Source organism: Plantibacter sp. ME-Dv--P-122b, from assembly GCF_030209375.1.
GTDB lineage: Bacteria > Actinomycetota > Actinomycetes > Actinomycetales > Microbacteriaceae > Plantibacter.
Map to the genome: position 1 here is coordinate 560,370 of NZ_JARVSC010000001.1, position 15,409 is coordinate 575,778.

Sequence of the window (15,409 nt, forward strand, 5' to 3'; positions counted from 1 at the left end):
GGCCGTCCGTCCACAGACCGTTCCCGACCGTGAGGCCTTCCATGCGCATCAGCACCATCGTCCGATCCGGCGCCGTGTCGGTCGTCCTGTTGGGGCTCCTGACCGCCTGCGGGACCGGAGCGCCGGCGGCGCAACGCACCCCGGCTCGTAGCCCGGACCGGCCACTGGCGGCCGTCGAGGAAGCGGTCGCCGAGATCCCCGGTGCCGACTTCAGAGCCGCCCGCGCCTGGGACGGCACGACCGCGTACGTCACCGCGACGCTCTCGGCGACCGACGCCTTCACCGGCGATCCCGGCGCCCTGGTCGACTACTCCCTGGCACAGCTCGCTTCCCAGGACGAGATCGACCGCGGACGCTTCGTGCGATTCGCCTTCGACGCGCCCGGACAGACCGTCGAGTCGACGATCGCCATCCTCGCCACGTTGGACATCGCGTCCGAGCAGTACGCCGGCGGCGATTCCGTGGAGCTCTCGAGCTCCGACCTCGACGCGCGGTACGGAAGCTGGCCCGGCGAGGTGCCGACCCTCCCCGCCGCGTTGGGCGGTGCGGGATGACGACGATCGAGACCGCGCGGTCCACCCACACCCTGCGGAGCGAGGGCCGGACCGACACCGGACTGGTCCGACGCCTGAACGAGGACGCGTTCTATGCCGGCGCGCCCGCCTTCGTGGTCGCGGACGGCATGGGCGGGCACGAACGCGGCGAGGTCGCGAGCCGCGAGGTCGCGGCGGCGCTCGAACGCGGCATCCCGATCGGCATGCCGACGACGACCGAGGCGGTCGTGACCACGATCGTCGCCGCCAACGCGGTCATCCGCAGCATCCCCACGCCGAACGGGGTCATCGGCACGACCGTCGCGGGCCTCGCGCTCGTGGCGCTGTCGCCGCAGACCGACCTCCACTGGATGGTGTTCAACGTGGGGGACTCCCGGGTCTACACCTGGGCCGACGGCGCACTCCGCCGGATCACCGTCGACCACTCGGCCGTCCAGGAGCTCATCGACGCCGGCTCCATCACGGAGGCGGAGGCGCGCGAACACCCCGACCGCAACATCGTGACGAAGGCGATCGGCGTCGAGGCAGGCATCGACCCGGACGTCTGGCTCCTGCCCGTCGCCGGGCGGCAGCGGTTCCTGCTGTGTTCGGACGGGCTCACCGGCGAGCTGTCCGACGAGCGGATCGCCGAGGTCCTGTCGCAGGGCTTCGAGGGCGCCGCCGACCGCCTCGTGGAGCTCGCGCTCGCCGCCGGTGGACGGGACAACGTGACCGCGCTCGTCGTCGACGTCGTGTCGACCTCGCTGATGTCCAGCGGCCCCGGCTACGATGACGCGGGTGGTCTCGGGTATCTTGAAGAGACGATGCCGCGAGGCTAGAGGAGTGGCCGTGTACTCGTACGAAATGGAACCGGCCGAGGTCCGCCGTTGGCTCGCTGTGGCGGGTCCCGGAAGACTGGTGCTGGTCGACGCCCAGGGCGACGACACCGCAGCTGCCGCATTCGCCGCAGACCTCCCGGGCGACGCGTCGCTGTCGTTGATCGTCGACCGCCTCGCGGCCGGCGGCCTCTCGAACACGCCCGCGTTCGCCGCGGCCGTCTGGGACGAATCGGGTGCGACGGTCATCGTGCGCGGGCTCGCCGCCGCCGTCGTGACGAGCGCCGCCGGGACCGAGACGGTCCTGGGTGCCCGCGCGACCACCTGGGTCGAGGAACACCACGCGGATGCGGTGAGCGTCACGCTCCGGAGCGACCAGCCGAACCCGTCCGGCGTGCGCCTCCCGCTCGGGTCGGGAGCCGTCTGGACGACCTCCATCACGGCGACCCTCGACGAGGATGCCACGGCTTCCCTCGCCGGTCCGGCCACCGACGAGCGCCGGTCGACCGAATCGTCCACCAGTGCGCCGACCGCGGCGGAACAGCTCGCGGCTCCGCCCGTGCCGGCCCCCGCCGAGCCCGCTGCATCCGCGGCGACCTCCGACGACGAGACGGACGACGAGGGGACCCCGGTTGCGCACGTCGAGCCCGTTCAGCCGCTCCACGTCGTGCCGTCCGTCTCCGACACCCAGTTCTTCCACGACGAGGACGACCCGGACGAGACCCCGACGACCCCGGAGGAGCCCGTCGACGAGGGCTACGACTTCCTGTTCGGCCAGACCGTGCTCCGTCCGGTCGGTGCGGCGGCGGTCGACGAGGCCGGCGACGCCGAACGCGCCGCGGCCGAGGCGTCGACGCACCAGCAGGCGGCCGCCACCGCCGTCGCAGCGCCGGAACCCGCAGCAGCCGGACCAGCGGACCTCGGCGACCACGACGGCCACACGATCCTCGCCGAGGATCTCGCCGCGTTGCGTGCGCGTCGCGCGGCCGAGACCCCGCCCGCTCGATCGACCACCCCGTCGGCCACGCCGCTCACCTACCTCGAGCTCCCCGGCGGTACTCGCCAATCGCTCGCCTCGCCCGTCGTGCTCGGCCGGGCGCCGAGCGTGTCGCAGGTCCCGGCGTCCGTCGTCCCGACGCTCGTCACGCTCACGGGTGACGACATCTCGCGGAGCCACGTGCGCGTCGCCGTCGAGGGCGGCACCGTCGTCGTCACCGACCTCCACTCGCGGAACGGCACGCAGGTCGTCCTGCCGGGTCAGGCGCCCCAGTCCCTCCGTCCGGGGGAGCCGACGCCGGTGATCGTCGGGACCGTCATCGACCTCGGCGGCGGCGTCGCGCTGCGCGTCCGAGAGGGCTGACGTGCGCCGTTCACCCTCGCAACCGCCGGCCATCCCCGGGCTGCGGTTCGAACGACAGCTCGGAGCCGGCGGGTTCTCCGACGTCTTCCTGTACGAGCAGCAGCTGCCGCGGCGCCAGGTCGCCGTCAAGGTCCTCCTCGCCGAGCACCTGAGCGAGCAGACCCGCGAGGCCTTCGTCGCCGAGGCGAACCTCATGGCGCAGCTCTCCGCGCACCCGTACATCGTCACGATCTACACGGCCGACGTCGCCCCGGACGGCCGCCCGTACCTCGCGATGGAGTACTGCGCGGGGCCGAGCCTCGCCGAACAGGCGAAGCTGCGGCGGTTCGCCGTCGCCGACGCACTGCGGACCGGCGTCCGCCTGGCCAGTGCGGTGGCGACCGCGCACGCCGCCGGCATCCTCCACCGCGACATCAAGCCGGCCAACGTGCTCACGAACGCGTACGGCTGGCCGGCGCTCACCGACTTCGGCATCTCGCAGGCCGTCGAACTCGAGGTGCCGTCGAGCGCCGGCCCCGGGCGACCGGGCGACGTCGGATCGACGGGGGCCTCGGGCACGCAGACGGTGGGGCTCTCCATCCCCTGGTCGCCGCCCGAGATGTTCGAGGACGAGCCGCATCCCGACGTCCGATCCGACGTCTTCTCCCTGGCCGCGACGGTCTACACGCTGCTCGCCGGACGCACACCGTTCGAGATCCCCGGGCAGTCCAACGGCGCAGCGGACCTCATCAGCCGGATCGAACGCGGCACCGTCACCCCGCTCGGGCGCGACGACGCACCGGCGTCCCTCGTCGCCACGCTGCAGAAGGGCCTCGCGAAGGACCGCGCCAACCGTTTCGAGAGCGCCGTCGACTTCGCACGCGCCCTGCAGCGGGTCGAGATGGAGCTGGCCTACGCGCCGACGCCCATCGACATCCCGAACCTCGTGCAACCGCTGTCGCAGGCTCCCCGACCGGACACGTCCACCAGTGCGTCGGACGAGACGCGGGTCCGGCAGGTCCCGACGGTCGAAGCCCAGCCCCGACCCGGCATGCCGAGCGTGCAGCCGTCGATCGGAGACGAGACGGTCGTGCGCTCGGCCGGGCCGCTCGTCCAACCGATCCAGCCGTCTGCACCGATCACCGTCGGAGCCGCAGCAGTGCCCTCCGAGACGATCCGGCGCGACCGTCTCGAGACCGCGGAGCCCTCGCCCGATCCGGCGCAGGACTCCGCCGCCGACGACGCCCGACGTGCCAAGAGCCGCAGACTGACCCGCCTCCTCGTCGCGGGTGGCGTCGCGGTGCTCGCGATCGGTGGGATCGCGGCGGGGATCATCTGGCAGGGGGCCGCCGCCGACCCGAAGCCGACGGCCGCCGCGACCGGGGCGCCGATCCAACTGAGCGATGTCCCCTCGCCGAAGCCGTTCGGCGTGAACATCAGCGAGGACGGCAGCGTCGTCACGTTCATCTGGGACAACCCTGACCCGCAGGACGGCGACTCGTACATCTACCAGGTGACGAGCAGCGGCAAGGATTCGCCGAAGGTTCCGACCTCGACATATGCGGTCGACCTGAAGCCGAGCGCTCCGGGCGCGCAACTGTGCATCGAGGTGGTGATCGTCCGAGGCGGCGTCACCTCACCCGATCCACTTGAGATGTGCTCGCAGCAGTAGCGGGAGCGACGCGTCGGACGGACGCATGGGGAGCGAAACGATGACCGACCACAGGGGGACCACACGATGACCATGGACGAGGCGACGGACACGGCGACGACGAAGGCGGCGGTGCGCGTCGAGTTCTGCGGCGAGGAGTACGCCGTGGACGCACGCAAGCCGTTCCTGATCGGGCGCGAGGGCGACCTCGTCGTCGACGAGAACCCCTTCCTGCACCGCACGTTCCTCAGCGTCACCTTCGATGCCGGGCTGTGGTGGCTCACGAACATCGGGAACACGCTCTCCGCGACGGTGACGGACACGACCGGCAATGTACAGGCCTGGCTCGCCCCGGGTGCACGCCTCCCGATCGTGTTCCCCGAACTCCAGGTGCTGTTCAGTGCCGGGACGACGACCTACGACTTCACGATCACCTCGGACCTCGAGTACTTCAGTCCGTCGCAGCTCTCGACGACGACGGCCGGGACGACGACGGTCGGGCCGATCCACCTGACGAGCAGCCAGCGCCTCCTCATCGTCGCCCTGGCCGAGGACGTCCTGCGCCAGGCGTCGCCCGGTCGCGGCGAGATCCCGGCGTCCGCCGCCGCTGCCGCCCGCCTCGGTTGGAGCCAGACCACCTTCAACCGCAAGCTCGACAACGTCTGCGACAAGCTCGACAAGTTCGGTGTCCAGGGGCTCCGCGGCGGGCCGGGGAAGCTCGCGACCGGCCGTCGCGCACGGCTGGTCGAGTACGCGGTCTCGACCCGACTCGTGGACGCCAGCGACCTCCCACTCCTCGACCACGCCGATCAGGCGGACGTCGGCGGGGGACATCCGGCTCGCAGTTGACCCTCGCAACCGTTTTCCATGACTGACTTCTTTGTTAGAGTGACTCCGCGTTTGCAGCGTGGCGCATCGACCGATGCCTGACCGAACATCACCTGGGGGACCGTGAGCAACTGGAGCGCCTGGCTGCGCAAGCGCAAGACGGCGGCGTCCATCACGGCCCTGTCGGTCCTCGTCGCCGTACCGGTGACCGCCGCGCTCATCCACCAGGGTTTTCCCGTCACGGAGGTCGACCTCGAGTCCCGCGACGTCTGGGTCACCAACGGCGAGTCGCTCCTCGCAGGACGGCTCAATGATCAGATCTCCGAACTCGACGGAGCGGTGTCGACGGCGTCCAACAACGCCGACGTGCTGCAGGACGGCGACGACGTCTTCCTGCAGGACAAGGCGCTGTCCTCGCTCGAACGGATCGACCCGGCCTTCACGAGCCTCATCCAGCGCGTCTCGCTGCCGACCGGCGCGACGGTGCACTACGGCGGCGACCGACTCTCGGTCGTGGCGGGGGAGACCGGCAAGCTCTGGTCCGTCGACGCCGCGGGGGAACTCCGGTTCGACCCGACGGAGACGAAGCCGATCGTCTCCATCGGCAAAGCCGGTCAAGCGGTCGTCACCTCGACGGGCACCATCCTCGCGGTCGCACCCGCGAAGGGGATCCTGTACCGCATCCTGCCCGACGGCACGAAGACCGAGTCGAAGCTCCCGAAGCTCGACGACTACCAGTTGAGTGCTGCCGGTGAGCAGGCGGTCATCCTCGACCTGAAGTCCGGCGACCTCGTGCAGCAGGACGGCTCCGTCGTCGAGCTGCCGGGCAAGCCGCTGAAGATTCAAGAGCCGTCGGCATCGGACGACGCCGCCGTCATCGCGACCGGCGACTCGCTCGTCCGCGTCCCACTCGGCGGCGGCGACCCGGAGGTGCTCGACGCGGACGTCACGACGGCGGCGACGAGTGCGGCCGAGGTCACGGCACCGGTCAACCTCGACGGCTGCATGCACGGTGCCTGGGCCTCCTCCAGCCGGTACGCGGCCGAGTGCGCCGACAAGAAGCCCGTCATCGAGGACATCAACCCGGAGACCATCGGCCAGCAGCTCGTCTTCCGGGTCAACCGCTCGGTCATCGCCCTGAACAACATCCAGACCGGCAACTCCTGGCTCGTGCAGGCGAACATGCGCCTCGTCGACAACTGGGACGAGGTGACGCCTCCGCAGGAGGAGGACGGCGAGGACGGCGATGAGAAGGCGTCCGAGCAGTCCTTCGAGGACACCCTCGCGGAGCGCACCGAGGAGAACCGTCCGCCGATCGCGCGCGACGACGCGTTCGGCGTCCGTCCGGGCCGCGCGACGGTCCTGCCGCTGCTCGACAACGACTCCGACGCGGACGGCGACGTCCTGACGATCCAGAACACCAGCGACGTCGCCGCGGAGACCGGCAAGCTGGAGTACATCGACGGCGGGCGTGCGCTCCAGTTCACCCCGGCCGAGGGCTTCGTGGCCGGGACGACCTCGTTCCGCTACTCCGTCAACGACGGACGACCGGGCGGCGTGGCCGAAGCGAACGTGAGCATCGCCATCAAACCGCCCGAGGTCAACGAGCCGCCGACGTCCCACCGCGAGGCCGCCGTCTCGGTCGAGGCCGGCCAGACGGTCACCTACAACGTGCTCGCCGACTGGCGCGATCCCGACGGTGACGACATCTTCCTCCAGTCGGCCTCGCCGGCGTCCAGCGACCTCGTCCGGTTCACCCCGGACGGCTTCGTCACGTTCACGCACGCGTCGCCCGAGATGGGTCCGCGCGACGTCAAGTTCGTCGTGTCCGACGGCGTCAACTCGGCGGAGGGCACCCTCAAGGTCGACGTGCAGCCCGCTGGAGCCCTGAGCCCGATCGGCACACCCGACTTCGTCTCGACGTTCGTCGGCGAGTCGGCGCTCGTCCAGCCACTCGCGAACGACCAGTCGCCGAGCGGCGCCCCGCTCGGTCTCATCGGCGTCGAAGCGTTGCAGGGTGGGCTCGTGTCCTCGCCGAGCCTCGAGAAGCAGTCCGTCACCGTGTCCTCGAACGAGCCCGGCACCTACTACCTGAAGTACACGCTCGGCGCCGGCATCGCCTCGAGCATCGGGCTCATCCGCGTCGATGTCCTCGAGAAGCCCACCGACGTGCGGCCGCCGGTCGCCGTCAAGGACGAAGGCTATCTGCGTCCGAACGAGACGATCACGATCCCGGTCCTCGCCAACGACGAGTCGCCGGGCGGGCAGGTGCTCGCCGTGCAGTCCGTCTCCGTTCCCGACGAGTCGACCTCGTTGTCCGTCGAGGTCCTCGACAGCGCGGTCATCCGCGTCTCCTCCTCAGCGCCGATCGAGCAGCAGCTCCAGTTCACCTACGTCGTGTCCGACGGCACCTCGTCGGCGACGGCGGCCGTGACGGTCGTCCCGGTGCCACCCCTGCCGAAGCATCAGGCACCGGTCGCGACCGACGATGCGGTCGTCGTCCGCGCGGGCGACATCGCCAACGTCGCAGTGCTCGAGAACGACTACCACCCGGACGCGGCGGTCATGCTCGTCGACCGCGAGCTCGTCGACGCCCCGACCGCGGGCCTCGCCTTCGTCGACGACGACGAGGTCCGCTTCCAGGCGCCGAGCGAACCGGGGACCTACACGACGACGTACCGCGTGTTCGACACCTTCGGTGAGGCCGACACGGCGACGGTCACCTTCAACGTGGTCGGTGAGGACAAGAAGAACAACCAGCCGCCCGTCCCGCAGTTGCTCACCTCGCGCGTGTTCGCGGGTGCGACGGTCCGCGTGGACGTCCCCCTCGACGGCCTCGACCCGAACGGCGACTCGGTCGTCGTCGACGACATCGCCTCGGCACCGCTGCTCGGCCGGGTCATCGAGCAGGGGAGCACCTGGTTCGTCTACGAGGCGGCTCCGGACTCCTCCGGCACCGACACCTTCCAGTACCGGGTCAAGGACACCTACGGTGCGGTCGCCGTCGGCACGATCAAGATCGGGGTCATCGGACGCCCGGAGGTCGACGGCCAGCCGAACGCGGTCGACGACTACATCGAGGTCCTCCCGGGCAAGGTCGCCTCGGTGCCGGTGCTCTCCAACGACTCCGATCCGAACGGCTACAAGCTGAAGCTCGAACCGAAGCTGCTCTCCGTCGACGACGGCCTCACCGCCGAGGTCAGCAAGAGCCGTGTCGTCATCGAAGTGCCGGAGGAGGAGGCGTTCTTCACGGTCCGGTACCAGATCACCAACGGCAAGGGGGGCATCGACAGCGCCTACATCCAGGTCAAGGTCACGAAGGACGCGAAGCCGCAGTTCCCCGAGGCTGACGACCACGTCCTCGAGGACGCCGACATCGTCGGCAAGAAGACCATCGACATCGACGTGCTCGACGGTGCGCAGAACCCCGGCGGGTTGATCGACGACCTGCAGCCGAGCCTCGAGGGCGCGAACGCCGCCTCGGGCGAGGTCCGCGACGGTGGCACCATCCGGGTGACCCTCACCGACCGACGTCAGGCGATCGCCTACCGGCTGACGGACCCGGTCACGCAGCTGAGCGGTGCAGCGTTCATCATCGTGCCGGCCGCGACCGACGGTGAGCCGCCACGGATGAAGAGTCCGTTGCCGGAGCAGATCGTCAAGGTCAACGAGACGCGCACCTGGAAGCTCTCCGACATCACCGAGGCGCCGTCCGGCAAGCCGGTCACGATCGCCTCCGAGGGTAGCGTCGTCAACTTCCGCGGGAACGGCACCTCGAGCTACGTCGACGACGCCACGATCACCTTCACGCCTGCCAAGGACTACCGCGGACCGGCCTCGGTGAGCTTCGAGGCCACGGACGGCCGCGAGAGCAAGCTGCTGACGCTGCCGATCACGGTCGGCGACCCGAACCTCGAGGACGTACCGCCGACGTTCACCCCGGTGACGATCCCCGTCGAAGCGGGTGAACCGGCGATCGTCGTGGACCTTCGCGCCTCGAGCGACCACCCGAACCCGAAGATCCTCGCTGCGCTGTCCTACCAGGGCCTCACCGGGACGACGGCCGGCGTCCAGGGCAGTCTGTCCGGGTCGCAGCTCACGGTGTCCGCGCCACAGGGTACCCAGCCGGGCACGTCCGCCACGCTGAACTTCACGGTGAGCTACAAGGAGTACTCGATCCCGGGAACCGTGACGGTCCAGGTCGTCTCGTCGTCCAGGCCGCTCCCGCGTGCCATCGACGACCGCGTCGAAGAGGGCCGCAAGAACAAGGCCGAGTCGATCAGCGTGCTTGCCAACGACTACAACCCGTTCCCCGACACCCCGCTCAAGATCGTCGACGCCACCGTGGAGAGCGCGCCGGCCGGTGGAGCGACGGCGACCTTCTCCGGGAGCACGGTGACGGTGACCCCAGGCTCGTCCAAGAGCGGGACCGTCAGCGTCATCTACACGATCCAGGACGCGACGAACGACCCCAACCGGAAGGTCCAGGGTCGCATCACTGTCATCGTGAAGGACGTCCCCGATCCGCCGACGATCGCGGTCAAGAGCGCGAAGAGCGGCAAGATCGTCGTCGTGGTCGGTGGATCGCCGGCCAGCAACGGTTCGCCGATCCAGTCGCACTCGGTGAAGTGGTCCGGCGGCGGCGACCGACAGTGCACTCCCGGCAACGACTGCTCCTTCGACGTGACGAACGGTCAGAATTACACCTTCAGCGCCTACGCAACCAACGCGGTCGGCAACAGCGCGAACTCGGAGACGGTCTCCGCCACCGCCTACGGCGTCCCGAGTGCCCCGCAGAATCTGTCGATGAGTGCTGGTGGCGACGCGCCGACGAGCCTGTCGATGCGCTGGTCGCAGCCGGCGGACACCGGCGGCGACGTCTCCAGCTACAGCTGGCGGCTCGTCAAGGGCTCGAGTCAGGTCTACAGCGGCACGACCGGAGGGACGAGTGCCTCGCAGGATGGTGTGTCGGCCGGCACCTACCAGCTGTACGTCTCCGCGACAGGAAAGGGTGGGACCGGGCCTGAGGCGGGGCCGGTCGAAGTCACCGTGAAAGACCCGCCGCCGAAGAACCCGAGCGGCTCGATCAGCCGCGGAGACGGGCCTGTCACCTGCCCGAGCGACAACCGTCCCGGCTGCTATCGCGTCGTCATCAACTGGAACGACTTCGAACCCGGCGCGTACAACATCCATCTCTATGAGAACGGCTCGGTCGTCAGCAGACTCGACGGCCAGAACATCGGCGCGAGTGGAAGCGCGCAGTTCACTCGGCTGTACGGCAAGACCAACTTCTCCCTGTACGTCAAGTTCACCCGTCTGTCGGACGGCAAGACCTGGGATGTCGCACAGACCAACGGCACCGACTGGTGACCTCCGTTCCGAATCCCACCCGATGAGAAAGCACCCCACACACCCATGACTGTCACGCAGGAACAGGCCACCTGGTTCGCCGATGCCTTCGGCAAGCTCGTCGGCAACGTCGAGCAGGCCATCCTCGGCAAGGAGCACGTCATCAAGCTCGTCGTCACGGCCATGCTCTCGGAGGGACACGTGCTCCTCGAGGACTACCCGGGCACCGGCAAGACCGTGCTCGCGAAGGCGCTCGCGAACACGCTCGACGGCACGAGCTCGCGCATCCAGTTCACGCCGGACCTCCTGCCGTCCGACGTCACCGGTGTGACGATCTACGACCAGGGCAAGGGGATCTTCGAGTTCCACAAGGGACCGATCTTCGCCTCCATCGTGCTGGCGGACGAGATCAACCGTGCCTCGCCGAAGACGCAGTCGGCGCTCCTCGAGGTGATGGAGGAGGGGATCGTCACGATCGACGGCACGAGCTACGAGGCCGGCCAGCCCTTCATGGTCATCGCGACGCAGAACCCGATCGAGCAGGCCGGAACCTACAAGCTGCCCGAGGCGCAGCTCGACCGCTTCCTCATCAAGACGACGCTCGGCTACCCCGACCGCCAGACCTCGGTGAACCTGCTGCTCGACGCCTCGAACCGAGCGCGCGCGACGAAGGTGCAGCCGATCATCGCCTCCAGCGCGGTCGTCACCATGGCGCAGCTCGCCACCGAGGTGCACGTCGACGCCAGCATCCTCGAGTACGTCGCCGACGTCGTCGCGGCCACCCGCGACGACCAGGACGTGGCGCTCGGTGTCAGCATGCGTGGTGCGCTCGCCCTCGTGCGCGCGGTCAAGACCTGGGCGATCTCGCAGGGACGCACCTACGTCACCCCCGACGACGTCAACGACCTCGCGCAGGCCGTCCTCGCGCACCGCATCATCATCGACCCCGAGTCCGACTTCGCCGGCGTGACCGCGCAGGACGTCGTCGCCCGGGTCCTCGTCAGCATCGCTCCGCCGGCGTACCGCGCAGCATGAGCGAGACCCTCGAGCAGCGCGCCGCCGCCGCGCCGGACGGATCCGATCCGGTCCACCCGGCGTCGGTCGGCGCGCCTGCCGAGGCGGGCCCGGACGGCCCCGATGCGCACGCCGACGGTGCGCCGGCCCCCGCTCGACGGCCGAACCCGTTCCGCAGCGCGCTCGACGGCGTCGGTGCCGTCGTCGTGCCCTGGGCCAGGGTCGTCTGGTCCGCCGCGCAGCCCGTGCTCGCTGTGGTCAGCGGCCTCGGCTGGGTGGTGCTCGCGATCGGCGTCATCGCGACCGTCGCCGGCTTCATCCTGGGGTGGGCTGAGCTCGTCTTCCTCGGCTTCGTGCCGCTGGCCGCGTTGCTGGCCTCCGTCGCCTACCTCTTCGGGCGGTCGACCTTCCGCATCTCCATCCATCTGAACCCCAGCCGGGTCACCGTCGGGGAGCGCGCGATCGGGCAGGTCCTCATCGCCAACCCCGGTCACCGCGCCACGACGCCCACGCGCCTCGAGGTCCCCGTGGGCTACGGCCTCGCGGAGTTCGCGATCCCGGCGATCCCGAAGGACGGCGAGCACGAGGAACTGTTCGCCGTCCCGACGAACCGGCGAGCCGTCATCCCGGCCGGGCCCGCCGTGTCGGTCCGTGGCGACCAGCTCGGTCTGTTGCGCCGCGAGGTGCGCTGGACGGAACCGGTCGAGCTCTTCGTGCATCCCGAGACCACACGCCTCCACCCGACGGCCGCCGGTCTCATCCGCGACCTCGAGGGCCTCGTCACGAAGACCATCACGAACAACGACATCTCCTTCCACGCCCTCCGCGGGTACGTCCCCGGTGACGACCGCCGCTACATCCACTGGAAGTCCTCCGCGAAGACGGGCCAGCTCATGGTGCGGCAGTTCGAGGAGACGCGGCGGTCCCAGCTCACCATGGTGATGACGACCGACTCCCGCTACTACGCCGACGACGAGGACGAGTTCGAGTTGGCGGTGTCGCTCACCGCGTCGATCGCGACCCAGGTGATCCTCGACCAGGTGCCGATCAGCGTCGTGACCGACCGGCTCGCGCTGCGGACCCACACCGTGACCTCCTTCCTCGACGACAGTTGCCGGCTGCAGCTCGCCGAGGGCACCTTCGACACCCCGCGCACCTTCGCCCGGGAGACCACGAAGCGCCTCCCGGCACCGAGCGTCGTCATCATCGTCGCCGGTTCGCGACTCGAGGCACAGGAGTACCGGGGGATCCAACGCCTCTTCGGTCCCGACGTCAACGTGTTCGGCATCCGCGTCGAACGCGGTGCACGGGCCGGCATCAAGGATGTCGCCGGGATGAACGTCATGACGGTCGGGGCGTTGAGCGACCTCGCCAAGGTCATGTCGAGGGCCCTGTGAGCGGGGTCGACGAGCGCACGACCGTGCGCCCCGGACGTGTTCCCGCCGGCTCGGCCGCGGACGTCGACGTCCAGGGCATCATCCCGACCTTCGTCGCGCCGTGGCCGTTGCCCGGCCGCTCCTGGATCGACCTCACGGTCGTCTTCGTCCTCGCGGCCCTCGGTCTGCTCGGCTTCGGTGCGGCCCTCAGCGGCACCGGGTTCCTCCTCGCCGGCCTCGGCGGTCTCGCGCTCGGCATGGCCGTCGGTGTCGCCTCGCACGCCCTCCGGTTGAACGCCCTCCTGACCGGCCTCTCGACGGTGCTCGTCTTCTACCTCTTCGGCAGTGCCCTGGCGATGCCGTCCGTGGCGACGTTCGCGGTCCTCCCGAACCTGCGGACCCTCGGTGGGATCAGCATCGGCGCGGTGTTCGGGTGGAAGGACTTCGTCACCCTGCAGACCCCGCTGAGCGCGCCCGCCTACATCATGACCCTGCCCTACGTCGCGGGGATACTCGTCGGGGTCGTCTCCGCCGTGCTCGCCGTCCGGTGGCTCCCGCGCCGTCCGCAGGTCGCCGTACGCTGTGCCATCCTGCTCGTCGGCCCGACCGTGCTGTACGCCCTCGGCGTCCTCCTCGGCACGCAGACACCGTTCCTGGCGGCCGTCCGCGGGATCGCGTTCGCGCTCATCGCCCTCCTCTGGCTCGGATGGCGTCCGGGCGCCGGTCGTGGCGAGAACGCTGCAGCGTCGACCACCGCCGTCCTCCGGCGCAAGAAGATCATCGGTACGGCCGTCCTCGCCGCCGTCGCGGTCGTCGTCGGCGGCGGTGCGGCCGTGGTCGCCTCGCCGTCCACGGACTCCCGGTTCGTCCTCCGCGAGGTCGTCACCCCGCCGTTCGACCCGCTGGAGTACCCGAGCCCGCTCGCCGGGTTCCGCGAGTACACGAAGGACCTCGCCGAGACCAAGCTCTTCACCGCCACCGGCCTCGAGCCGGGGGATCGCATCCGTCTGGCGGCCATGGACAGCTACGACGGACGCCTGTGGACCGTCTCGGGACCGTCCACGGCGACCGACGGCTCCGGTGCCTTCGAACTCGTCGGCGACCACCTTCCCGGACCGAAGCTCATCACCGCCGGTAGCGACCGTCGGGTGTCGATCGACATCACCGGCTACGACGACATCTGGGTGCCCAGTGTCGGGTACCCGAGCGCGCTCACCCTCGACGGCAAGGCTTCCGAGCGATCCGAGGACATCCGCTACAACGCCGAGAGCGGCGCGGCCGTCATCACCTCGGGCATCGGCAAGGGTGACGACTACGAGGAGCGGACCACGACGCAGGCGGTCCCGAGCGATACGGCCCTCGCGACGACCCCGACCGCGCCGGTCGAGCTGCCGCCCGTCACGAACATCCCCGACATCGTCGTCGCGAAGGCCTCGGAGTTCGTCGGCACCGAGACGACGCCGATGGGGCAGCTGCGCGCGATCGAGCAGACGCTCCGCACCACCGGGTTCCTCAGCCACGGGCTCGCTTCGGACAGCTCTCCGTCACGCGCCGGCCACGGCGCCGACCGCATGTCGGAGCTGTTCACCCGCACACCGATGGTCGGCGACGAGGAGCAGTACGCCTCGGCGTTCGCCCTCATGGCACGATCGCTCGGCTACCCCGCGCGGGTCGTCATGGGCTTCGCGCCCGAGGTGACCGAGGGCCAGGGTTCCGTGCAGGTCGTCGGGGACGACGTGACGGCGTGGGTCGAGGTGCCCTTCGAAGGGTACGGCTGGGTCGCGTTCTCGCCGACCCCCGATGAGACCGAGATCCCGCAGGACCAGGATCCCAAGCCCAAGACCGAGCCGCAGCCGCAGGTGCGTCAGCCGCCACGCAGCGACAACCTCGACGACAGCCTCCTCACCGAGGCCTCGATCGACGACGGGGACGACAAGGACAAGGACGACGGACTCGTGATCCCGGAATGGGTGTGGTGGCTCGCGCTGATCGTGGGTGTCCCGGTGTCGCTGTACGTCATCCCGCTCCTCGCCATCTCCGGTGCGAAGCGTCGGCGGACGAAGCGTCGCCGCGCGGCCAGTGGTGACCGCAGCGCCGCCGGTGCGTGGGACGAGCTGATCGACCGCTACGCCGAACTCGGGTACACGGTGCCCGAGGCCGCCACGCGGTCGACCACGGCATCCGCGCTCGGAGCCCAGGAACCGGAGGGCGCTACGACGCTCACCGCGCTCGCGGGGACGACCGACGATGTCGTCTTCTCCGGTCGTGACGTGGACGACACGACGGCCGACGAGCTGTGGCAGCGGTCGGAGGCCGAGGCGTCCCGGGCACAGGGAGCGCTCGGCTGGTTCGCCCGCCAGCGGAGCCGGTTCCGCTACCGGGCGAAGCGCAGTCTCGTGAGCCGGCTGCAGCCGTCCGGTGCGCTCGCCCGTCGAGCAGCACGCGACCAGCGCGCCGCCGGAGGCCGCTGAGGCCGATGCGGC

Annotated in this window: 9 protein-coding genes; all 9 read left to right on the forward strand. The window is 70.1% G+C overall.

The window, feature by feature from the left end:
• The first annotated feature begins 41 nt into the window (after nucleotides 1-41).
• Entirely contained in the window at nucleotides 42-554 is a 513-nt protein-coding gene (locus tag QRN19_RS02645) for a hypothetical protein (RefSeq protein ID WP_285025059.1), read from the forward strand.
• Entirely contained in the window at nucleotides 551-1,372 is an 822-nt protein-coding gene (locus QRN19_RS02650) for a PP2C family protein-serine/threonine phosphatase (RefSeq protein WP_285025060.1), read from the forward strand. Before QRN19_RS02645 ends, QRN19_RS02650 begins: the two co-directional genes overlap by 4 nt.
• Nucleotides 1,373-1,382: 10 nt before the next feature.
• Nucleotides 1,383-2,729 carry an FHA domain-containing protein gene (locus QRN19_RS02655; protein WP_285025061.1) on the forward strand — a complete coding sequence of 449 codons (1,347 nt, stop codon included), beginning with the start codon at nucleotides 1,383-1,385 and terminating at the stop codon, nucleotides 2,727-2,729.
• Nucleotide 2,730: 1 nt separating this feature from the next.
• The gene (locus QRN19_RS02660; protein ID WP_285025062.1) at nucleotides 2,731-4,380 is read left to right on the forward strand and encodes a serine/threonine-protein kinase; all 1,650 of its coding nucleotides are present in this window, start codon (nucleotides 2,731-2,733) and stop codon (nucleotides 4,378-4,380) included.
• A 66-nt stretch (nucleotides 4,381-4,446) separates the two neighbouring features.
• Complete coding sequence (locus tag QRN19_RS02665) at nucleotides 4,447-5,208, forward strand: hypothetical protein (protein ID WP_285025063.1); 762 nt, start codon at nucleotides 4,447-4,449, stop codon at nucleotides 5,206-5,208.
• Between the two features lie 102 nt (nucleotides 5,209-5,310).
• Complete coding sequence (locus QRN19_RS02670; protein ID WP_285025064.1) at nucleotides 5,311-10,557, forward strand: Ig-like domain-containing protein; 5,247 nt, start codon at nucleotides 5,311-5,313, stop codon at nucleotides 10,555-10,557.
• 45 nt (nucleotides 10,558-10,602) lie between these two features.
• Complete coding sequence (locus tag QRN19_RS02675) at nucleotides 10,603-11,571, forward strand: AAA family ATPase (RefSeq protein WP_285025065.1); 969 nt, start codon at nucleotides 10,603-10,605, stop codon at nucleotides 11,569-11,571.
• Entirely contained in the window at nucleotides 11,568-12,947 is a 1,380-nt protein-coding gene (locus QRN19_RS02680) for a DUF58 domain-containing protein (protein WP_285025066.1), read from the forward strand. Before QRN19_RS02675 ends, QRN19_RS02680 begins: the two co-directional genes overlap by 4 nt.
• A complete protein-coding gene (locus QRN19_RS02685) occupies nucleotides 12,944-15,397 on the forward strand; it encodes a transglutaminase domain-containing protein (protein ID WP_285025067.1) in 2,454 nt (817 codons plus the stop codon). The genes QRN19_RS02680 and QRN19_RS02685 overlap by 4 nt, the downstream gene beginning before the upstream one ends.
• Nucleotides 15,398-15,409: the final 12 nt, after the last annotated feature.